The sequence below is a fragment of the Agromyces sp. NPDC004153 genome (genome assembly GCF_053603635.1).
Genome location: NZ_JBSGFY010000001.1, coordinates 195,546 through 217,161, shown reverse-complemented (window position 1 = coordinate 217,161; position 21,616 = coordinate 195,546). Strand labels below are relative to the sequence as shown.

At 72.5% G+C, this 21,616-nt stretch carries 20 protein-coding genes; 15 read left to right on the top strand and 5 right to left on the bottom strand.

Annotated features, from left to right (window positions below):
- Positions 1-5 precede the first annotated feature (5 nt).
- The 6 genes from ACWEOH_RS01030 (at position 6) to ACWEOH_RS01005 (ending at position 5,562) form a co-directional block, all read left to right on the top strand.
- Complete coding sequence (locus ACWEOH_RS01030; RefSeq protein WP_452027461.1) at positions 6-644, top strand: 4'-phosphopantetheinyl transferase family protein; 639 nt, start codon at positions 6-8, stop codon at positions 642-644.
- A gap of 64 nt (positions 645-708) precedes the next feature.
- Positions 709-1,800, top strand: a complete 1,092-nt coding sequence (dxr, locus tag ACWEOH_RS01025; RefSeq protein ID WP_452027459.1) for a 1-deoxy-D-xylulose-5-phosphate reductoisomerase — start codon at positions 709-711, stop codon at positions 1,798-1,800.
- A gap of 58 nt (positions 1,801-1,858) precedes the next feature.
- Positions 1,859-3,184 carry a M50 family metallopeptidase gene (locus ACWEOH_RS01020; RefSeq protein ID WP_452027457.1) on the top strand — a complete coding sequence of 442 codons (1,326 nt, stop codon included), beginning with the start codon at positions 1,859-1,861 and terminating at the stop codon, positions 3,182-3,184.
- A gap of 88 nt (positions 3,185-3,272) precedes the next feature.
- The gene (locus tag ACWEOH_RS01015; protein ID WP_452027455.1) at positions 3,273-4,457 is read left to right on the top strand and encodes a sensor histidine kinase; all 1,185 of its coding nucleotides are present in this window, start codon (positions 3,273-3,275) and stop codon (positions 4,455-4,457) included.
- Positions 4,454-5,134, top strand: coding sequence for a response regulator (locus ACWEOH_RS01010; RefSeq protein WP_452027453.1), 681 nt, complete (start codon positions 4,454-4,456; stop codon positions 5,132-5,134). The genes ACWEOH_RS01015 and ACWEOH_RS01010 overlap by 4 nt, the downstream gene beginning before the upstream one ends.
- 131 nt (positions 5,135-5,265) lie before the next feature.
- Positions 5,266-5,562: an SHOCT domain-containing protein gene (locus tag ACWEOH_RS01005; protein WP_452027451.1), complete on the top strand. Its 297-nt coding sequence runs from the start codon at positions 5,266-5,268 to the stop codon at positions 5,560-5,562.
- A gap of 139 nt (positions 5,563-5,701) precedes the next feature.
- On the opposite strand, the gene ACWEOH_RS01000 is transcribed toward ACWEOH_RS01005, so the two are convergent.
- Both ACWEOH_RS01000 and ACWEOH_RS00995 read right to left on the bottom strand, forming a co-directional pair.
- Complete coding sequence (locus ACWEOH_RS01000; protein ID WP_452027449.1) at positions 5,702-6,988, bottom strand: low temperature requirement protein A; 1,287 nt, start codon at positions 6,986-6,988, stop codon at positions 5,702-5,704.
- 136 nt (positions 6,989-7,124) lie between these two features.
- Positions 7,125-8,309, bottom strand: coding sequence for an acetyl-CoA C-acetyltransferase (locus ACWEOH_RS00995; RefSeq protein WP_452027448.1), 1,185 nt, complete (start codon positions 8,307-8,309; stop codon positions 7,125-7,127).
- 216 nt (positions 8,310-8,525) lie between these two features.
- Here ACWEOH_RS00995 and ACWEOH_RS00990 point away from each other — a divergent pair, with 216 nt between their 5' ends.
- From ACWEOH_RS00990 to ACWEOH_RS00960, 7 genes are all read left to right on the top strand, one after another.
- Positions 8,526-9,272, top strand: coding sequence for a 3-hydroxybutyrate dehydrogenase (locus ACWEOH_RS00990; RefSeq protein ID WP_452027446.1), 747 nt, complete (start codon positions 8,526-8,528; stop codon positions 9,270-9,272).
- 124 nt (positions 9,273-9,396) lie between these two features.
- Positions 9,397-10,167 (top strand): CoA transferase subunit A, encoded by a 771-nt coding sequence (locus tag ACWEOH_RS00985; protein ID WP_452027444.1) that lies wholly within the window; start codon positions 9,397-9,399, stop codon positions 10,165-10,167.
- A gap of 1 nt (position 10,168) precedes the next feature.
- Positions 10,169-10,810, top strand: coding sequence for a CoA transferase subunit B (locus ACWEOH_RS00980; protein WP_452027443.1), 642 nt, complete (start codon positions 10,169-10,171; stop codon positions 10,808-10,810).
- Positions 10,811-10,934: 124 nt separating this feature from the next.
- Positions 10,935-11,672, top strand: coding sequence for a hypothetical protein (locus ACWEOH_RS00975; protein ID WP_452027441.1), 738 nt, complete (start codon positions 10,935-10,937; stop codon positions 11,670-11,672).
- A 73-nt stretch (positions 11,673-11,745) separates the two neighbouring features.
- On the top strand, positions 11,746-12,876 hold the full coding sequence (ispG, locus tag ACWEOH_RS00970; RefSeq protein WP_452031805.1) for a flavodoxin-dependent (E)-4-hydroxy-3-methylbut-2-enyl-diphosphate synthase: 1,131 nt from the start codon (positions 11,746-11,748) through the stop codon (positions 12,874-12,876).
- A gap of 76 nt (positions 12,877-12,952) precedes the next feature.
- Complete coding sequence (locus ACWEOH_RS00965; RefSeq protein ID WP_452027439.1) at positions 12,953-13,963, top strand: hypothetical protein; 1,011 nt, start codon at positions 12,953-12,955, stop codon at positions 13,961-13,963.
- A 74-nt stretch (positions 13,964-14,037) separates the two neighbouring features.
- On the top strand, positions 14,038-14,229 hold the full coding sequence (locus ACWEOH_RS00960) for a hypothetical protein (RefSeq protein WP_452027438.1): 192 nt from the start codon (positions 14,038-14,040) through the stop codon (positions 14,227-14,229).
- Between the two features lie 2 nt (positions 14,230-14,231).
- Here ACWEOH_RS00960 and ACWEOH_RS00955 read toward each other — a convergent pair whose 3' ends face one another.
- The gene (locus ACWEOH_RS00955) at positions 14,232-15,662 is read right to left on the bottom strand and encodes an RNB domain-containing ribonuclease (protein ID WP_452027436.1); all 1,431 of its coding nucleotides are present in this window, start codon (positions 15,660-15,662) and stop codon (positions 14,232-14,234) included.
- Positions 15,663-15,781: 119 nt separating this feature from the next.
- On the opposite strand from ACWEOH_RS00955, the gene ACWEOH_RS00950 reads away from it, so the two are divergent.
- Both ACWEOH_RS00950 and ACWEOH_RS00945 read left to right on the top strand, forming a co-directional pair.
- Positions 15,782-17,545: a proline--tRNA ligase gene (locus ACWEOH_RS00950; protein WP_452027434.1), complete on the top strand. Its 1,764-nt coding sequence runs from the start codon at positions 15,782-15,784 to the stop codon at positions 17,543-17,545.
- A gap of 144 nt (positions 17,546-17,689) precedes the next feature.
- Positions 17,690-19,699 (top strand): PhoX family protein, encoded by a 2,010-nt coding sequence (locus ACWEOH_RS00945; protein ID WP_452031803.1) that lies wholly within the window; start codon positions 17,690-17,692, stop codon positions 19,697-19,699.
- 107 nt (positions 19,700-19,806) lie between these two features.
- On the opposite strand, the gene ACWEOH_RS00940 is transcribed toward ACWEOH_RS00945, so the two are convergent.
- Positions 19,807-20,946: a glycosyltransferase gene (locus tag ACWEOH_RS00940; protein ID WP_452027432.1), complete on the bottom strand. Its 1,140-nt coding sequence runs from the start codon at positions 20,944-20,946 to the stop codon at positions 19,807-19,809.
- On the bottom strand, positions 20,943-21,548 hold the full coding sequence (locus ACWEOH_RS00935) for a TetR/AcrR family transcriptional regulator (protein WP_452027431.1): 606 nt from the start codon (positions 21,546-21,548) through the stop codon (positions 20,943-20,945). Before ACWEOH_RS00935 ends, ACWEOH_RS00940 begins: the two co-directional genes overlap by 4 nt.
- Between the last annotated feature and the right edge of the window lie 68 nt (positions 21,549-21,616).

Below are 21,616 nucleotides of genomic sequence, written 5' to 3'. Positions count from 1 at the left end.
TGGGCATGGACATCTCGGGCGACGGCGAGCTCATCGAGCTCGAGGAGGCGGGCGCGCGCGTGCTCGTGCTCGGCGGCGCCCGCCGCCAGCCGGCGGCCGACGCGGTGCTCCGCGGCCTGATCGCCGAGGTCTCGGGTGTGCCGGCCGACGACGTCGAGCTCGTGCACGCGTGCGGCGTCTGCGGCGCGCGGCACGGACGCGTCGGCATCCCGTACCCGCTCACCGCCTCGGGCGCGTCGTGGTTCGCCGACATCGCGGTGTCGGGCGACGCGACCGTCGCGGCCGTGGCGACGCGGCATCCGCTCGGAGTCGGCATGGAGACGGCGACGCTCGACACGGGGGACGTGATCGACGAGGCGGCCTTCCACGCGAGCGAGCGTGCCGCGCTCGCCGACCTCGATCCCGCCCGGCGCGCCCTCGTGCGGGCGACACTCTGGGCGCGCAAGACGGCGCTCCTGCGCGCGGTCGGGCACACCGACTTCATCGAGCCGTCGCGGCTCGAGCTGTCGATCCCTGGCGACGACGGCGGGACCGGGCGCATCCTGCGGAGCGTGCCCGAGTTCGGGTCGGTCTGGCGGCAGGTGCGCTTCCACGACGTGCCGGTGCCGGGCAACCGCGCGGCATCCGTCGCCGTCATCCGCTGAGCCCGGAGTGCGCGCGTCGCCTCGGCAGACGCGCGGCGACGGGGCGCCGCCGTAGGGTGGGAGCGTGCGCAGCGTCATCATCCTCGGCTCATCCGGTTCGATCGGCACCCAGGCGCTCGACGTCATCCGCGCCAACCCGCGGCGGTTCGAGGTCGTCGGCCTCGCGGTCGGCTCGAACCGCGCGCTGCTCGAGCAGCAGGCCGCCGAGTTCGGGGTCGAGCAGACCGCCGTGGGCATCGACGAGGCCGTGCAGCTCGTGCGCGACGTCGACGCCGACGTCGTGCTCAACGGCATCACGGGCTCCGTCGGCCTCGGGCCGACCCTCGCGGCGCTCGAGCGGGGTGCGACGCTCGCCCTCGCGAACAAGGAGTCGCTCATCGTCGGCGGCGACCTCGTCACCCGCCTCGCCGCCCCCGGGCAGATCGTGCCGGTCGACTCCGAGCACTCCGCCATCGCGCAGGCGCTCCGGTCGGGCACCGACGACGAGGTGCGCCGGCTCGTGCTGACCGCGTCGGGCGGGCCGTTCCGGGGCCGCACCCGCGAGGAGCTCGTCGACGTGACGCCGGCGGAGGCGCTCGCGCACCCGACGTGGGACATGGGGCTCGTCGTCACGACGAACTCGGCGACGCTCGTGAACAAGGGCCTCGAGGTCATCGAGGCGCACCTGCTCTTCGACGTGGCATACGACCGCATCGACGTCGTCGTGCACCCGCAGTCGATCGTGCACTCCATGGTCGAGTTCGTCGACGGCTCGACGATCGCCCAGGCGTCGCCGCCCGACATGCGCCTGCCGATCTCGCTCGGGCTGGACTGGCCGAACCGGGTCGCCGCCGCGGGCCGTCCGCTCGACTGGACGCAGGCGACGAGCTGGACGTTCGAGCCGCTCGACGCCGGCGCGTTCCCGGCGGTCGCGCTCGCGAAGCAGGTGGGCCGCGCGGGCGGCGAGTACCCGGCCGTGTTCAACGCCGCGAACGAGGAGGCCGTGGCGGCCTTCCACGCGGGACGCATCGGCTTCCTCGAGATCGTCGACACCGTGCGCGCCGTCGTCGAGGCCCATGAGGCGAGCGCGGGCGAGCTCACGGTCGCGTCGCTCGCCGAGGCGGAGCGAGCGGCACGGCGGGCGGCGGGCGACCGCATCGCGCGCTCGGGCCGCTGATCGGCTCCTCACAGCCGACCGCCAGCGGACGTGAAGGCGCCCGCAGTACGCTCGTCGGGTGGATTCCGTGCTCGCCTTCGTGATCGGCGTCGTCATCATCGTGATCGGCCTCGCCGTGTCGATCGGCCTGCACGAGATCGGGCACCTCGTGCCCGCCAAGCTCTTCGGCGTCAAGGTGACGCAGTACATGATCGGCTTCGGGCCGACCATCTGGTCGCGACGCAGGGGCGAGACCGAGTACGGCGTGAAGGCCATCCCGCTCGGCGGCTACATCGCGATGATCGGCATGTTCCCGCCCGCGAAGGGCCAGCAGGTGCACGAGGACTCCACGGGCTTCTTCCGCAGCCTCGTGCAGGATGCGCGCGACTCCAGCATGGAGTCGATCACGCCCGGCGACGAGGAGCGCGCGTTCTACAAGCTCCCCGTGTGGAAGCGCATCGTCGTCATGTTCGGCGGCCCGTTCATGAACCTCGTGCTCGCGGTCGCTCTGTTCGCCGTGCTCCTCATGGGCTTCGGCGTGACCCAGCCCTCCACCACGGTCGGCTCGGTGTCGGCGTGCGCGCTGCCCGCGACGAGCGAGCGGCAGACGTGCGAGCCCGGCGACCCGGCCGCACCCGGCGCGGCCGCGGGGATCGAGCCGGGCGACCGCATCGTGTCCGTCGACGGGCAGCCGGTCACCTCGTGGAACGAGTCGACCACGATCATCCGCGACCACCCCGACGAGGCGATCGAGCTCGTCGTGGTGCGCGACGGCGAGCAGGTCGCCCTCGAGGTCACGCCGATGCTCAGCGAGCGGTATGCGACCGATGAGAACGGGCAGGTCGTCACGGATGCCTCGGGCGACCCGGTCACCGTGCAGGCGGGCTTCGTCGGCATCAGCCCAGCCAGCGAGACCGTGCAGCAGCCCGTCACGGCCGTGCTGCCTGCCGTCGGCGAGCAGATCACGGGCGTCGCGGGGATCATCGTCAACCTGCCGCAGCGCATGGTCGACGTGTGGAACGCCGCGTTCGGCACCGAGGAGCGCGACCCCAACGGGCCCATCTCGGTCGTCGGCGTCGGCCGCCTGTCGGGCGAGATCGCGAGCCTCGACGAGATCCCGCTCGCCTCGAAGGCCGCGGGCCTCATCGGCATCCTCGCGTCGCTGAACATCGCGCTGTTCGTCTTCAACCTCATCCCGCTGCTCCCGCTCGACGGCGGCCACATCGCAGGCGCCCTCTGGGAGGCGATCCGGCGCGGGTTCGCGAAGGTCTTCCGCCGGCCCGATCCCGGTCCCGTCGACCTCGCCAAGCTCATGCCGCTCACGTTCGGCGTGGTGATCGTGCTGGGCGCCATGAGCGCGCTGCTCGTCTACGCCGACATCGTGAAACCGGTCACACTCCTCTGAGCGGATGCCGCGCCTACTCCCTCGGGAGTACCCGATGAGCCTCCGGGCAGCCGATCCGGCGCGCAGGGCGCGGCGATACGATCGGGGAATGCCGGTCACCCAGTGGGACGGACGGCCCCCCTGGGACGGACGACCCGAGCGCTTCCGCCCCCCGCCGGGCGCCGTGCTGCTCGCGCCCGTGATCATCAGCCTCCTCGTGCAGGTGCCCGCGGCGATCGGCATCGCGGTGTGGTTCCGCGTCGGCGTGCCCGCGGGGCTCGGCATGCTGGCGCTCGCGGTGATCGGCCCGCTGGCGCTGCTCGCCTCGCGGCGATACCCCGGGCCGACGGTGGCGTTCGTCTCGGCCGCCGCGCTCGCCGACCTGCTCGCGGGTCCCGACATCGGGCCGCCGTACGTCGCGCTCGCCTTCGCGATCGTGCTCGCCGTGGCGCGCGGCGCCATCACGTGGGCGGTCGTGTCGGTCGTCGTGGCCTGGGTCGCCGCGATCGCGCTCGGCGCCGTCATCGGGCTCGACTGGCATCCGTTCCGCATCGCGCTCACGACCGTGCTGCTCGCCGCGTGCTTCGGCGTCGGGGCGTTCCTGCGCGTGCGACGCGAACGCGCGGCGGAGTGGCGCGCCGAGGCCGCACGGCGCCGCCAGACCGCCGAGGAGCGCGAGCGCGTGCGCATCGCCCGCGAGCTGCACGACGTGATCGGCCACGCGCTGTCGCAGATCAACGTGCAGGCGAGCGTCGGCCTGCACCTCATGGACCGCGACCCCGAGCAGGCCCGCACCGCGCTCGCGGCCGTCAAGGAGACGTCGAAGACCGCGCTCGAGGAGGTGCGCAGCGTGCTCGGCGTCATCCGCAACGAGGGCGATGCACCGCTCGCACCGCAGGCGGAGCTGGCCGAGCTGCCCCGGCTCGTCGCCGGCGTGCGATCGCCCGGATTCGACGCCGAGCTCGTCGACCGGCTCGACGGGGCGGTGCCGGGCCGTGCGGCCCAGTTCGCCGCCTACCGCATCGCCCAGGAGGCGCTCACGAACGTCGTCCGGCACGCGGGCGCCACCTCGGCGGTCGTCGCCGTGGAGCGCCTCGGCGACGAGCTCATGCTCACGGTCGACGACGACGGCTCGGGCATCGCCGATGGCGGCCTCGAGAGCGCGGCCGAGGGCAGCGGCATCCTCGGCATGCGGGAGCGCGCGACGCTCCTCGGCGGCTCGGTCGAGGTCGGCCCCTCGCCGCGTGGCGGCACGCGCGTGACGGCCCGCCTGCCGTGGGGGGTGACGCCGTGATCCGCGTCGCGCTGGCCGACGACCAGGTGCTCGTGCGTGCGGGCTTCCGCGCCCTGCTGCAGGCCGAGGACGGGATCGAGGTCGTCGGCGAGGCGTCGGGCGGCGAGGAACTGCTCGCCCTCGTGCGCCGCGAACCGGTCGACGTCGTCCTCATGGACATCCGGATGCCCGGCGGCGATGGCTTGTGGACCACCGAGCAGATCGCCGCCGATCCCGAGCTCGCGGGGGTGCACGTCGTCATCGTCACCACCTTCGAGCTCGACGAGTACGTCGCACGTGCCATCCGCGCCGGCGCGAGCGGCTTCCTCGTCAAGGACACCGAGCCCGAGGACCTCGTGCGGGCGGTGCGCGTCGTCGCGAGCGGCGAGGCGCTGCTCTCGCCGGGCGTCACGAAGCGGCTGCTCGAGCGCATGGCCGTGGGCCTGCGGGACGCGCCCGACGCCGAGCTCCTCGCCGCGCTCACCGAGCGCGAGCGCGAGGTGCTGCGTCTCGTGGGCCAGGGCCTCACGAACGACGAGATCGCCGAGCGGCTGTTCCTCTCGCCGCTGACGGCCAAGACGCACGTGTCGCGCATCATGGCGAAGCTGCACGCCCGAGACCGGGTGCACCTCGTCGTCGTCGCCTACGAGTCGGGGCTCGTCGCGCCCGGCTGGCAGCAGGAGCCGGGCACGTCGTGACGATCGCGCGCCGCGCTGCTCCCGGGGGAGCAGTGCAGGTGTCTCCGCCGGGCGGATTCGCGCACGCAGCGCCGTCGCGAGCATGGAGTCGACGGTCCACTCCGGGACCGCGCGATCAAGGGAATCACACCATGCTCACCACGCTCGCGACCACCGCGGTCGTCGCCCACGCCGGCCCCTGGGCGGCCGGTTGGGGCTGGGCCTTCTTCCTCATCCCGATCTTCTGGATCCTCGTCATCGGGCTGATCATCTTCCTCGTCACGCGCGGCCGTCGTCGCGCATGGGCGAACGGCGACTACGGCCCGCCGTGGGCGCGCGGCGCGAGCGCCGAGTCGACGCTCGCCGAGCGCTTCGCGAAGGGCGACATCGACGAGACCGAGTACCGCGCGCGCCTCGAGGTGCTGCGCGCCAACCGGCCGAACGCCTAGCGCGCCGACCGATGCGAGGGGGCGGATGCCGCGGCATCCGCCCCTTCGTCGTGCGCCGAGACGGCTCATCTGCCGGGTGGCACCCTGCAGCCGCGACGTTTCGTCGCGTCGTGTCCCGGACGCCGCGGCATCCGCTCGCTCAGTCGCCCAGCGCCCGGCGCAGCGCGGCCTCCTGGTGCCGGTGGCCGACGGTCTCGTAGCCGACCACGACGACGAACGGCGACACCGCGGTGATGAGGATGCCCACGCCGAAGCTCGCGCCGGCGGCGACGGCGATCACCGCGAGAACGAGCATGACGATGCTGCCGACGAACAGCCAGATGTGGAACGGGTCGAACTGCTTGAGCAGCAGGGAGTAGATCGTGAAGAGCGCGACCATGAACAGGCCGACCGGGACGACGATGGTCAGCAGCGCCTGCATGAGGTCGATGTGCGCGACGCCCTCGATCTCGTACGCGGCGACGTGCAGGCCCGCGCCCGTGCCGGCCAGCGCAACGAAGATGAAGTAGTGGAGGTAGCCCCACACGAATCCACGCGGGCGGTACCTGGCCAGCACCTTGCCCGACGGCATCGTGAAGTAGACCCACCAGAGGCCGAAGGCGAGCGCCGTGCCGCCGAACGCGACGATGACCGCCTCGGGCGACCAGCCCTGCTCGTCGATCACCGCGGAGATCGCGAGGATCGTGCCGAGGATGATCTCGCCGAGCGTGATGATGACGAGCAGGCCGTAGCGTTCGGCGATGTGGTGCGCGTGCCACGGCGTGCCGCCCTCGCGCCCGTGCTCGGCGACGTAGGGCCCGATGAGCTCGAGCGCGATGAGGCCGAGCGTGAGCCACATGGTCGGTGCGAGCGGCAGGTTGATGAAGATGAGGGCGACCCAGCCCAGCTGCGTGACCGAGACGAACCCGACGTAGGTCAGCGCGGTGCGCCGGCGGGCGGGATCGTGCTTCGCGGCGCGCAGCCAGAGCGCGATGGTCGCGACGCGCATCACCACGTAGCCGGCCACCACGACGCCGTTGTCGACGTGGGCGCCCTCGTCGAGCGAGTGGAACATCGTGGGCAGGCCCAGCGCGAGGATCAGCACGCCGAGCATCTCCACCATCGTGGCCACGCGGAAGAAGATGTCGTCGTTGTCGTACGCCGACGCGAGCCAGGAGTAGTTGATCCACGCCCACCAGATCGCGAACACGGCGAACAGGAAGCCGCCGATCGCCGGCCCCCAGTGCCCGAGCTCGAGCAGGTGCGCGGTCTGCGCGCCCGCCTGGCTGAACGCGACCACGAACGTGAGGTCGAAGAGCAGTTCGAGCGGGGTGGCGGCGCGGTGCGGCTCGTCGGGGTCGCGGCCGACCATGCGGCGCAGCCGGTGGTCGAGGGGCGGGCGGGCGGATGCCGCGGCGTGCGCGTCGTGCGTGTGCTGCTCGCTCATGGTGCGGCCCTCTCGGGGCGCACCGGCGGCGCCCGTCGCATCATGCTGCCACAGGCGTCGTGGCGCTCGCGCGCCGGACGTGACGGACGGAACGGGCGGGCCGTCGTCGTCCGTCACGCCGCGGCGCGGGCCCGGATCAGCGGGACAGGATGAGCGCCTCGCCCTGGCCGCCGCCGCCGCAGAGCGCGACCGCGGCGCGCCCGCTGCCCCGACGGGACAGCTCGAGTGCCGCGTGGAGCGCGAGGCGGGCGCCGGAGGCGCCGATGGGGTGGCCGACGGCGATCGCGCCGCCGTGCACGTTGACCTTCGCGCGGTCGAGGTCGAGGTCGCGCATCGACTGCAGCGACACCGCCGCGAACGCCTCGTTGATCTCGACGAGGTCGAGGTCGGCCGCCGAGACGCCCTCCTTCTCGAGGGCTGCGGCGATCGCGTTCGACGGCTGCGAGTGCAGCGAGTTGTCGGGGCCGGCGACCTGGCCGGCCGCGCCGACGAGCGCGAGCCACGGGAGGCCGCGCGACTCCGCCCACTCGCGGCTGGCCACGACGACCGCGGCCGCGCCGTCGGAGAGCGGCGACGAGTTGCCGGCGGTGATGGCGCCGCCCTCGGCGAACGCCGGACGCAGCTTCGCGAGCACCTCGACGGTCGAGTCGGCGCGCACGCCCTCGTCGGCCGCGACCACGACGGGGTCGCCCTTGCGCTGCGGCACCTCGACCGGCACGATCTCGTCGTCGAACACGCCGTCGGCCTGCGCGGCGCCGGCGCGGCGGTGCGACTCCGAGGCGATCTCGTCCTGCTCCTCGCGCGTGAGGCCGTAGCGGGCGTTGAAGCGCTCGGTCGACGCGCCCATCGAGTCGTGGTCGAACGCGTCGGTCAGGCCGTCGTTGGCGGCGTGGTCGAGCATCTCGACGGCGCCGTACGCCCAGCCCTTGCGCGATCCGGGCAGCAGCAGCGGGGCCTTGGTCATCGACTCCTGGCCGCCGGCCACGACGACGGATGCCTCGCCGAGTCGGATCAGGCGCGCGGCATCCGTGATCGCGACGAGGCCCGACAGGCAGACCTTGTTGACCGTCGTGGCGGGCACCCGCCACGGGATGCCGGCGGCGACCGCCGACTGCTTCGCGGGGTTCTGGCCGGCGCCCGCCTGGAGCACCTGGCCCATGATGACCGCGTCGACGTCGTCGGGGGAGACCCCCGCCTTCTCGAGTGCGCCGCGGATCGCGACGGTGCCGAGCTGCACCGCGTCCTGGCCCGCGAGGTTGCCGTTGATGCGGGCGAACGGCGTGCGGGCTCCGGCGATGATGACGACGTCGGGGATGCTCATCGGTGGTGGACTCCTTCGTCTCGATGGGGGGATCGCCCCGCTGGCAGTCTATGTCGGCTCGAGCGGGTGGACGCCGCCGGGCGGGACGCGCGGACTGTGCATTTGTGCACGGCGACGCTGCAGATCTCGTCATTGTCGGTGCGTTCGTGCGCAATGCAGACTCGGATCCGGCCGGCCCTGCCGCCGCGCCGCACGACGAGGTGGAGGAGTCGCCGAATGACGGGATTCGACGGGCGCCGGGTGCTGGTCACCGGCGGGGCGAGCGGCATCGGGCGCGCGTGCGCCGAGGCGTTCGCGGCGCGTGGGGCAACGGTCGTCGTGGCCGACGTCGACGCCGGCGCAGCTTCGGAGGTCGCCGAGGAGATCGGCGGCGAGGCGTGGGCCGTCGACCTCGCCGACACCGCGGCCCTCGCCGACCTGACGCTCGACGTCGACGTGCTCGTGAACAACGCCGGCCTCCAGCACGTGCGGCCGATCGAGGAGTTCGAGCCCGACCAGTTCTCGCGGATCATCCGCGTCATGCTCGAGGCCCCGTTCCTGCTCATCCGGGCGGCGCTGCCGGCCATGTACGAGCGCGGGTTCGGCCGCATCGTCAACGTGTCCAGCGTGCACGGCCTGCAGGCTTCGCCGTTCAAGTCGGCCTACGTGGCCGCCAAGCACGGGCTCGAGGGCCTCTCGAAGGTCACCGCGCTCGAGGGCGGCGCGCACGGCGTGACGTCGAACTGCATCAATCCGGGCTACGTGCGCACGCCGCTCGTGGAGAAGCAGATCGCCGACCAGGCGCGCCTGCACGGCATCAGCGAGGCGGAGGTGCTGCCGAAGGTGATGCTCACCGAGCCCGCCGTCAAGCGGCTCGTCGAACCCGAGGAGGTGGCGGGCCTCGCGCTCTGGCTCGCCGGCGAGGAGGCGGGCATGGTCACGGGCGCGAGCTACACCATGGACGGCGGATGGAGCGCGCGATGACGGCCCGGGCGTACGACCGTCGCGTCGGTCGCCGCCCGATGCCCGTGTCGCCCGCCGACGCCGGTAGCGTGATCACTGCAACCCGCGCCCGACCCGGGGCCGCGGAAGCTCAGGAAGGTGCATCGTGACACTCGACAAAGTCGTCGGGTCCGCCCAAGAAGCGGTCGCCGACATCCCCTCGGGCTCGAGCCTCGCCGTCGGCGGGTTCGGCCTCTGCGGCATCCCGATGGTGCTCATCCAGGCGCTGCTGGAGTCCGGCGTCGACCGCCTGTCGGTCGTCTCGAACAACTGCGGCGTCGACGACTGGGGGCTCGGCGTGCTGCTCGCGCAGCAGCGCATCGCCAAGATGACGTCGTCGTACGTCGGCGAGAACAAGGAGTTCGAGCGGCAGTACCTCTCGGGCGAGCTCGAGCTCGAGCTCACGCCGCAGGGCACGCTCGCCGAGAAGCTGCGGGCGGGCGGCAGCGGGATCGCCGCGTTCTTCACGCAGACCGGCGTGGGCACGCAGGTCGCCGAGGGCGGGCTGCCTCGTCGTTACCACGCCGACGGGTCGATCGCGATCGCGAGCCCCGCGAAGCCCGTGCAGTCGTTCACGGTGCGCGGCGAGGCATCGGACTTCGTGCTCGAGGAGGCGATCACCACCGACTTCGCGCTCGTGCACGCCCTGCGCGGCGACCGCTTCGGCAACCTCGTGTTCGACAAGTCGGCGCGCAACTTCTCGCCGCTCGCGGCCATGGCGGGCGCCGTCTGCATCGCCCAGGTCGAGGAGCTCGTCGAGCCGGGCGAGCTCGACCCCGACACGATCCACCTGCCCGGCATCTACGTCGACCGGGTCGTGGTCGTCGGCACCGGCATCGAGAAGCGCATCGAGCGCCGCACCGTGAGGGAGAACTGAGATGGCGCTGACGCGATTCGAGATGGCCGCGCGTGCCGCTCACGAGCTGCACGACGGCTCCTACGTCAACCTCGGAATCGGACTGCCCACGCTCGTGCCGAACTACGTGCCCGAGGGCGTGACGATCCTGCTGCAGTCCGAGAACGGCATCCTCGGCGTCGGCCCGTACCCGACCGAGGCCCAGGTCGATCCCGACCTCATCAACGCGGGCAAGGAGACGGTCACCGTGCTCCCGGGCGCTGCGTACTTCGACTCCGCGACGAGCTTCGGCATGATCCGGGGCGGCAAGATCGACGCCGCGATCCTCGGCGCGATGCAGGTATCGGCCGCGGGCGACCTCGCGAACTGGATGATCCCCGGCAAGATGGTGAAGGGCCCCGGCGGCGCGATGGACCTCGTGCACGGCGCCCGCCGCAAGATCGTGCTCATGGAGCACGTCGCGAAGGACGGCTCGCCCAAGATCGTGCACGAGTGCTCGCTGCCGCTGACCGGCAAGGGCGTCGTCGACCGCATCATCACCGACCTCGCGGTGATCGACGTCACGCCCGACGGGCTGAAGCTGGTCGAGGTCGCCCCCGGCGTCTCCGTTGAGGAGGTCGTCGCGGCGACCGAGCCGCCGCTCGACACGAGCGCCGTGGCCTGACCGAAGCGGACTCCGTCCCCCGATACGGAATCGTGATGCGGTGCGGCACCCTCGGGTGCCGCACCGCAGTGATGATCGGAAGTGGCGTCCTTCGGGATGCCGACGATCCAGACCCAGGAGTCCGATGACCCGAACGCTCCGCGCCGGCGCCCTCACCGCCGCCGCCCTCTTCCTCATGCTCGCGCTCGCGGGATGCTTCGGCCCCGCGCCGACGCCGACGCCGACACCGGATGCCGCGACGCCGCGTCCTACTCCGACGGCGACGCCGACGGCCGAGCCGGTCGACCCGCTCACGACCGTGACCGAGCTCGTCGCCCGACCCGAGGTGTTGGAGCTCCACGATGCGACCGGCGCCGTCGTGACCTCGCTCGACTACCTCACTCCGGCCGGTCCCGCCGTCGAGGCGCTCACGACGGTGTTGGGCGCGGCGCCGGTGGATGAGGACTACCCGGGCAACAGCCACTTCCCACCGAGCACCGTGCACCGCTGGGACGGCTTCGAACTCTGGGAGCCCCGCTACGTCGACCGCTGGGCGGAGTTCGCCGGGGAACCGCCGACGCTGTATCGCCCCGGGTTCCGGGTGGTGTTCACGGGGCCGCAGAGCTCGAGCGTCTCCCTCTCGACGGCGCAGCACATCAGCGTCGGAGGCTCGTGGAGCGACCTCCAGGCCATGCCCGACCTGCAGGTCAATCCGAGCGGGTGCTCCGGCCCGTACCTCGACTACATCGAACGCGATGAGACCTGGCCCGACGGCACGGTGCACGTGATGCGCTTCGGCGTGGACTTCGGCAACACGGACGATCCGGATGCCGTCACGCGCATCGATGCGCCGACACCGATCCATGAGGGCGGCTGCGCCTGAGGCATCCGCACGGCTCAGCCGCGCGTGCACAGACCCGAAGTAGACTCGTACGGTGCCTGCAGTGAATCTCGGAATGCCGAAGGTCCCCGAAACCCTGGCCCCGCGACGCAAGTCCCGGCAGATCAAGGTGGGCAAGGTGCTCGTCGGCGGCGACGCGCCGGTGAGCGTGCAGTCCATGACCACGACGCCGACGCCGAACATCAACGCGACGCTGCAGCAGATCGCCGAGCTGACCGCCTCGGGCTGCGACATCGTGCGCGTCGCGGTGCCGAGCCGCGACGACGCCGAGGCGTTGCCGATCATCGCGAAGAAGAGCCAGATCCCGGTCATCGCCGACATCCACTTCCAGCCGAACTACGTCTATGCGGCGATCGACGCGGGCTGCGCGGCCGTGCGCGTGAACCCGGGCAACATCCGCAAGTTCGACGACCAGGTCGCCGAGATCGCACGTCGCGCGAAGGCGGCGGATGTCTCCATCCGCATCGGCGTGAACGCCGGGTCGCTCGATCCGCGCCTGCTCCAGAAGTACGGCAAGGCCACGCCCGAGGCGCTCGTCGAGTCGGCCGTGTGGGAGGCGAGCCTCTTCGAGGAGCACGACTTCCACGACTTCAAGATCTCGGTGAAGCACAACGACCCCATCGTGATGGTGAAGGCCTACCGACTGCTCGCCGAGCGGGGCGACTGGCCCCTCCACCTCGGCGTGACCGAGGCCGGTCCCGCGTTCCAGGGCACGATCAAGAGCGCGACGGCGTTCGGCATCCTGCTCAGCGAGGGCATCGGCGACACGATCCGGGTGTCGCTGTCGGCGCCGCCCGTCGAGGAGGTCAAGGTCGGCCTGCAGATCCTGCAGTCCCTCAACCTCCGGGAGCGCAAGCTCGAGATCGTGTCGTGCCCCTCGTGCGGCCGCGCCCAGGTCGACGTCTACAAGCTCGCGAACGATGTCACCGACGGGCTCGAGGGCATGAGCGTGCCGCTGCGCGTCGCCGTCATGGGCTGTGTCGTGAACGGGCCGGGTGAGGCCCGCGAGGCGGACCTCGGCGTGGCATCCGGCAACGGCAAGGGCCAGATCTTCGTGAAGGGCGAGGTCATCAAGACCGTGCCCGAGTCCGAGATCGTCGCGACGCTCATCGCCGAGGCGAACCGCATCGCCGACGAGATGGGCGCGGATGCCCCGGTCGGCAGCCCGCAGGTCGTCACGCCCTGAGCGCTCGAGCGCGCCGTATCCGAATCGATATCCGCGTCGCTTCCGACGGCGCGCTTCGGGGCGATACATTCTCGTCATGACACGTACGGCTGGCGCCCTACTCGCCGGTATTCTCCTCGCGGCATTGACCGGGTGCGTCCCTGCAGCGGATGCCGCGGCCCCCACCTCGGAACCACCGTCGCCGACGGCGACCGCGGAGCCCGCATCGACGATCGTCGCCAAGCCGGCGGTCGCATTCGACGGTTCCTGCGAGGCGCTCGTCGATTCGGCGACGCTGTCCGGACTCGTCGGCGACGAGGTCTCGCCGTACGACGGCGAGAAGGCCGAGCGGGTCTGGGCGGTGACGGTGCTCGGCGGCATCGACTGCAGCTGGATGAGCGACTCCGAAGCGGGTGTCCAGCTCGACGTGATGTCGGCCGCCGGACTCGAAGCGCAGGTCGCGGAGGCGGAGGCGAAGTCGCCGTACTGCTACGGCGGCGAGCGGATCGAGAACCGCTGCTCGTTCAGCACGGTCGTCGGCGGCTACTGGCTCTCGGGCATCGTCGGGGTGGCGAACGGGTCCGCGACCACGGCCCTCGACGCGATCGACGCCATCACGGCGCATGTCACCGAGGTGGCGGCCGGGTTCGCGCCCGTGCCCGCCCAGCGCCCTGAGGGTATGTGGACGGCTCCCGACGACTGCGCCGCCGTCGGATCGGCGGTCGACACCACCGCCATCCTCGGTGAGCCGTTCACCGCGGAGAACGGGAACCGCGGTGGCGAGACGACGCCCGGATTCATGGCCGCGTGGTCCACGGTGGGCGACTTCTCCTGCATCTGGGCGAACCCCGCGTCCACGCGCTGGTTCGCGACCGAGGCGCTGCCCGGAGCGGGCTGGGGGATCACCGAGCTCGCCGCCCGCGACGGCGCGGAGGTCATCTCCGTCGACGGCGCGCTCGAAGCCGTCGCCGTGCCCCACGGGGGCGACACGACCGCGGTCTACGCCACCGACGGCGTGAACCTCGCGTGGGTCACGGTGCCCGCGGACATCGATCGGGCGGCCGCCACGGCGCTGCTCACGAGCTTCATGGCGGCGGCATCGCGGTGACCTGGGCGCGCGGGTAACGTGGGCCGCAACGGGATGCCCGTCGGCGCGGCATCCGTTCGCGAGAGGGGACCGCGATGAGCGGAGACGGCACGCAGTTCGAGTACCCCGACGAGGCCGGGTACCCCGACGGCATGGGCACGCTGCACGAGGGCACCGACGAGGCAGCCGGTGATGCGGCCGGCGAGGCGGCGGAGGCCGACACGGCCGAGGACGAGCTCGACGACTTCGCGATGCAGGACGAGGAGGACGTCGACGGCAACGTCTGACGTCAGGCCGCCCGGAATCGCACCGTGCCGGTGCGGATGTCGGCGCTCTCGAGCACGACCGGCATGCGCGCGCCCGGACGCGCCTCGGGCGGCGCGGGACACGTCGCGGTGACCGCCGGCTCGACGAGCTGGATGACCGCCGATCCGTTGCGCAGTCCCAGCACCGTGGCGTCGAACCGGTGCCCCACGCGATCCGAGAGCACGGCGGCCTCGACGCGCGCGATCGAGGCGGCGTCCAGCTGCGCCGCGCGCCGCGACGACGCGCCCATGAGCGACGGCAGCTCGCCGAGTGACGCCCGCGCCCAGTCGGGGACCTCGCGCCCGGCGGCGATCGCCTCGCACACCACGAGACCCCACCGGTCGACGAGGCGCCGCAGCGGGGCGGTCACGTGCGCGTACGGGGAAGCGAGCGCGGACTGCACCGGGTCGGCGGGCACCGTGCCGTCCATCGCCACGTAGCCGGCGCCGCGGAACAGCCCGCTCGCGGCCTGCAGGATCGCAAGCGAGGCGGGCTCGTCGCGCGGCAGCTCGTGGAGGTACTGGCCGTAGCCGATCGATGCGGGCCACGGTCGGCCCAGCGCCTCGGTCTGGCGCCGGAACGATGCCATCTCCTCGTCGGAGGGCTTGGGCATGGTGCGCAGGATGCCGACGCGCGCGGCGATCATGAGCTCGGCGGCGGCCATGCCGGTCATGAGCGAGAGCTGCGCGTTCCAGTCCTCGACGGGCAGCAGCCGTCGACGCTCGAGCGCGTAGCCGCCGTCGGACGTGCGCACGATCTCCTCGTCGGGCACGTTGAGGCTCGCGCCGCCGCGCGCCCGCTCCTGCTCGAGCCGCAGCTCGCCGATCTCCTTCAGCAGCGGAAGCGAGCCGTCGGCCGACCCGTCGTCGATGCTCGACTGCGCCTTCGCGTAGTCGAGCTGCGCGCGGGAGCGCACCACCGCGCGCTCGAGGCGAGTCGTGAGCAGCGCACCCGCCTCGTCGAGGTCGAACGACCACACGTAGGCGGCGCGGTCGACGCCGGGCAGCAGCGACGCCCGGTCCTCGCTGAGCACGGGCGGATGCAGCGGCACCCGGCCATCGGCCGCGTACAGCGTCTGCCCGCGCCCGCGGGCCTCGAGGTCGACGGCGCCGCCGGGCTCCACGAACCCCGGGACATCCGCGATCGCGTAATGCACGACGTAGCCGCCAGGGCGGCGCGAGAGGTGCAGCGCCTGGTCGAGGTCGAGCGAGCCCGGGGGATCGATCGTGACGAACGGGACGTCGCGCCGGTCGGCGGCGGGCGGCGGTGCCGCGGCCGCGGCGGCCTCCGCCTCGGCGAGCACGGCGGGCGGGAACCCGTCGGGCAGTTCGAGCGTCTCCCTGAGCTCCGCGAGCGCCGCGGCGAGCTCGCTCTGCGCGGCGGAGCCGGCGACGTGCGGTCGGCGTCGGGGCATGCGGCAAGCCTAGGCGGATGACGCGACGACGCGGCATCCGTGCGTCACGAGGATCACCGGGTGCAGCGGTGACACGGATGACGCGACGACGCGGCATCCGTGCGTCCTAGAATCGTCGGGTGCCCGTACGCCTGTCGAACTTCTTCCTCCGCACGCTCCGCGAAGACCCGGCCGACGCCGAGATCGCGAGCCACAAGCTGCTCGTCCGCGCCGGCTACATCCGGCGCCAGGCGCCCGGCATCTTCGCCTGGCTGCCGCTCGGCCTGCGGGTGAAGGCGAAGATCGAGCGGATCATCCGCGAGGAGATGACCGCGGCCGGGGCGCACGAGGTGCACTTCCCGGCGCTGCTCCCGCGCGAGCCCTACGAGGTCACGGGCCGCTGGACGGAGTACGGCGACGCGCTGTTCCGTCTGCAGGACCGCAAGGAGGCCGACTACCTGCTCGCGCCGACGCACGAGGAGGTCTTCACGCTGCTCGTGAAGGACCTCTACTCGTCGTACAAGGACCTGCCGCTCACGATCTACCAGATCCAGGACAAGTACCGCGACGAGGCCCGCCCGCGCGCCGGCCTGCTCCGCGGGCGCGAGTTCACGATGAAGGACGCGTACTCGTTCGACGCCTCCGACGCCGGCCTCGACGCGAGCTACCAGGCGCAGCGCGACGCGTACGAGCGCATCTTCACGCGCCTCGGACTCGAGTACGTCATCGTCAAGGCGGATGCCGGCGCGATGGGCGGCTCGAAGTCGGAGGAGTTCCTGCACCCGACGCCCGTCGGCGAGGACACGTTCGTGCGATCGGCCGGCGGCTACGCCGCGAACGTCGAGGCGTTCACGACCGTGGTGCCCGAGCCGATCCCGTTGGACGGCCTGCCCGCGGCCGAGGTGCTCGACTCCCCGAACACGCCGACCATCGCGACACTGGTGGACCTCGCGAACCTCGAGTACCCGCGCCCCGACGGCCGCGACTGGACCGCGGCCGACACGCTGAAGAACGTCGTGCTCGCGCTCACCCACCTCGACGGCACGCGCGAGGTCGTCGTCGTCGGCATCCCGGGCGACCGCGAGATCGAGGCCAAGCGCGTCGAGGTGGCGTTCGCCCCCGCCGAGGTCGAGGCGGCGACCGAGCAGGACTTCGCGCGCCACCCCGGGCTCGTGAAGGGCTACATCGGCCCGTGGTCGGGCGACGGGCCGGTGCTCGGCGCCGAGTCGTCGACCGGCATCCGGTTCTTCCTCGACCCGCGCGTGGTCGACGGCACCGAGTGGATCACCGGCGCGAACGTCGACGAGCAGCACGTGTTCGGCCTCGTCGCCGGCCGCGACTTCACCGCCGACGGCGTCGTCGAGGTCGCGAACGTGCGCGACGGCGACCCCGCGCCCGACGGCTCGGGCCCGGTCGAGCTCGCGCGCGGCATGGAGATGGGCCACGTCTTCCAGCTCGGCCGCAAGTACGCGGAGGCGCTCGGGCTCAAGGTGCTCGACGAGAACGGCAAGCTCGCGACCGTGACGATGGGCTCCTACGGCATCGGCGTCACGCGCATCCTCGCGATCATTGCCGAGCTGAACAACGACGACAAGGGCCTCGTCTGGCCGACGCCGGTCGCGCCGTTCGACGTGCACGTGCTGGCCACGGGCAAGGACCAGGCGGCGTTCGACGCCGCCGAGCGGGTCGTCGCCGACCTCGAGGCCGCGGGCTTCGACGTCGTCTACGACGACCGGCCCAAGCTCTCGCCGGGCGTGAAGTTCGCCGACGCCGAGCTCATCGGCGTGCCGAAGATCGTCATCGCGGGCCGCGGCGTCGCCGACGGCGTCGTCGAGGTCTGGGATCGAGCCTCGGGCGACCGGGTCGCCGTGCCGATCGACGGGGTCGTCGCCGCGCTGGCCTGACGCTTCACCACCGGGACACCTGCGGTTCACCGAACCGGTGCCTTCGCGTCTCCTCGGGGGACGACGCTCGGATCGACCCGTTCGTCGATCGTGAGGACCCGAGAAGTGACGATTTCCGACCAGACCCCGCTGCGATTGCTCCCCATGGCCGACCACGTCCGCGGCAAGCGCTCCGCCGTGACGTGCCGGCTGAAGTGCGCCGACGCGTGCCTCGGCCCCGAGTGCAACACGTCGGACAACGCCCACTTCCGCGACATCGCGTCGGCGGCGCTCACCCGGCGCTCGCTGCTCGGCCTCGGCCTCGCGGGCGCGGTCGGGCTCGTCGTCGGCAACGCCGTCGGCGGGGGCTCGGGTGCGGCGTACGCCGCGAAGCCGGGCACGGCCGGCCTCGCGTTCGGCGCGATCGACCCGGTCGACCGCCTCGTCGACGCGTTCACGGTGCCCGAGGGCTACCACTGGAGCCCGATCATCCGCTGGGGCGACCCGCTGTTCGCGTCGTCGCCGGCGCTCGACTTCGCCAACCAGTCGGCCGCGGCCCAGGCCGGCCAGTTCGGCTACAACAACGACTACCTCGACATCATCGCCGACCCGAGCGGCAAGACCGGCGTGCTCGTGGCGAACCACGAGTACGTCAACCCGGGCATCATGTTCCCGCCCACGAGCGACCCCGCCGAGAAACAGCGCCGCGGCGACATCTACAAGGCGGCGCAGGGCATGTCGGTCGTCGAGCTGCGCCGTCGCGCGGCGGGCGAGCCGTGGTCGTACGTCGTCGACGGCACGCGCAACCGCCGCATCACCGTCGAGACGGTGTTCGAGCTCACCGGCCCCGCGGCCGGGTCCGACTTCGTGAAGACCGCCGCCGACCCCGAGGGCCGCTGGGTCAAGGGAACCCTCGGCAACTGCGCCGGCGGCACCACCCCGTGGGGCACCGTGCTCTCGGGCGAGGAGAACTTCAACGGCTACTTCGCGTGGGCGGCCGACACCGCCGAGCAGAAGCGCTACAGCGGCACGTCGACCACCACGACCGAGACGGGCTGGGAGGCGTACGACCCGCGCTTCGACGCGCACGACGCCGACTACGTGAACGAGCCCAACCGCTTCGGCTGGATCGTGGAGATCGACCCGAGCGACCCGACGTCGACGCCGCTCAAGCACACGGCCATGGGCCGCATGAAGCACGAGGGCGCCAACGTGATCATCGCCGAGGACGGCCGCGTGGTCGCCTACATGGGCGACGACGAGCGCAATGACTACCTCTACAAGTTCGTGTCGAAGGGGCGCTACACCGCCGCGACGTCGACCGGTGCGAAGCAGAAGAACCAGCGCCTGCTCAGCGAGGGCGACCTGTTCGTCGCCAGGTTCACCGGGGACTCGCCGGCCGGCGAGATCACCGGCGGCGGCGCCCTCCCGAGCGACGGGCTCTTCGACGGCGCCGGCGAGTGGATCCCGCTCACGCGCGACGGCCGGAGCGTCGTTCCCGGCATGTCCGTCGAGGAGGTGCTCGTCTACACGCGTCGCGCCGCCGACCTCGTGGGCGCGACCAAGATGGACCGCCCCGAGGACGTCGAGCCGAACCCGCGCACCGGCAAGGTCTACGTGGCCCTGACGAACAACAGCGCGCGTGGCACGTCCGCGCCGCTCGACGAGGCGAACCCGATCTCGGGCAACCGCTTCGGGCACGTCATCGAACTCACCGAGACCGCGGGCCAGGCGGGGGAGACGTTCGGCTGGAGCATCCTGCTGCTCTGCGGCGACCCCTCGAAGACGGCGTACACGTACTTCGCCGGCTTCCCGAAGGAGCTCGTGTCGCCGATCTCGTGCCCCGACAACCTGGCGTTCGACTCCGAGGGCAACCTCTGGATCTCGACCGACGGCGCGCCCGGTACGATCGGCTACAACGACGGCCTCTTCCGGGTGCCGCTCGAGGGCGACCAGCGCGGCAACGTGCAGCAGTTCCTCGCGGTGCCGCGCGAGGCCGAGACCTGCGGCCCCGTGATCCACGACCGCGAGGGCCTCGTCTTCGTGGCCGTGCAGCACCCGGGCGAGAACGGCTCGGTCGCCGCGCAGACGTCGCTCTTCCCCGACTACGGCTCGACGGCGGCCGGTTCGGTCGCCGCGCCGCGCCCCTCGGTCGTGCAGGTCTGGCACGACTGACCGGCGGCGGTGAACGGGGTGGCGGATGCGGGGGCATCCGCCATCCGCCGCGGCGGGCGGCCCTGGGGAGCAGCCGCCCGCCGCCTTCCCTCTCGTGCTCGGGGTGGTCAGGCGTCCTCGGGTGACCGCTCGGGCGAGCGCGCGTCCCTCCGCGCGAGCGCGAGCAGGCGGTCGGATGCCGCGTCGGCCGCGTCGCCCGACCGGATGCGCCGCCCGAGGCCGGCCGCAGCCACGGCCATGTCCTGATCGCCCAGCGCCCGCACCACGGCCTCCGCGACCTGCTCGGGACGAGCGCGCGGCGACAGCGCGATGCCCGCGCCCGCTCGATCGATCGCGTGCGCGACCATCGGCTGGTCGGCGTGCGGATTCATCGGGAGGATGACGAGCGGCAGGTCGTGAGCGAGCGCGGTCGAGGTCGTGGAGTGCCCGCCGTGGCCGATCACGAGTGCGGCCTCGGGGAAGACGTCGGCGTGCCGGCGTCGCTCGGCCCACTCGACGTTGCGCGGCAGCTCGATCGGCCGGTCCGGCACGATGCCGCCGGCGGTCACGAGCCCGCGCACGGGCAGCGGCCCGAGCGCCGTCACGATGCGCTGGTAGGCGGACGTCTGGCCGGGCAGCCAGGTCGTGGACAGGCTGACGACGACGAGCGGCGGCCGGTCGGGATCGGGACGAGCCGGCACGCCCGTGTCGGTGGGTCCGACCCAGGTGGTGCCGCGCTCGCCGTCGCGCGCCGCCGGGTCGAGCATCGCGTCGGCCGTCACGATGCGGGCGTCGGCGCTCTGCCAGGCGGCACGCAGGTCGAGACCGCGGAGCTTGGAGGCCACGCCCACGGGCCCACGCGCGTACGCGCCGCGCCAGTATGCGAGGAACGTGTGGAACAGCACGGCGTTCGGCACGCCGGCGTCGCGGGCTCCGAGCACCGCCGTCGCCGTGAGGCAGTCGACGAGCGCGACGTCGGTTCCGTCGGAGCGCAACCGCGATGCGACCTCGCGCCGGAGGGGCCGGTCGGAACCGAGCCGGCTGAACTGCCCGAGCGTCGACGGCAGCGATCGCGGGATCGTGCAGTCCCAGAACGCCAGCGCGTCGAGCGGCTCGAACGTGGCGCCGGTCGCCGCGACGCGGTCGCGCTGGCGTTCATGCCCGAGGACGCGCACGTCCTCTCCGCGCCGTACCAGTGTGCGGGCGATGTCGAGCATGGGCGGCGCGTTCCCGCCGGCGTCGACGGTCACGAGCGTGACGGACGTCATGCGCGTTCCCCTTCCATGAGGTCGGCGAGCACGGATGCCACGAGGCGCCGCATGCGCTCGCGCGTCGCCGCGCGGTCGAGGCCGCGGTCGCGCCGCAGCAGCTTCCAGGCGTAGAGGTCGGTGGCCACCACGAGCAGGTCGACCGCCTCGTCGCGGTCGGCGGCGCCGAGCGGGTCGAGGGCGGGAGCGAACACGCTCCGCACCCAGTCGCGGTGCAGCAGCTTGCCGGTCGCGGTGATCTCGGCGGCAACGGGCTCCCACGACTCCTGGGCGAGCAGCAGCAGCATGGTGTCGCCCCATGCCTCGTAGTGCTCGGCGAGCACGTCGAGCGCCGCGTCGGCGTCGCCGACGGGCGCCTCGCGCTGGGCGACGACCAGCTCGCGTGCGCGGGTCGTCGCGGCGGTGAACAGGCCGTCGCGGCTGCCGTAAGCGCGGAGCACGGTCTGCACCGACACGCCCGCCCGGTCGGCGATCGCGGGGAGGGTGCACGCCGCAAGCGGGACCTCGCCGGCGAGGGCCACCGCCGCGTCGAGGATGCGCGCCCTGGTGCGGTCGGCCTCGGCCGCGCGGCCCCGCATGTCGTACGTCCGCGTCGTTTTCATGATGATGACCATTAACACGGATTTCATGGTTCATGTCAATGGGTGTTCACATGGAATCCAGGACCCTG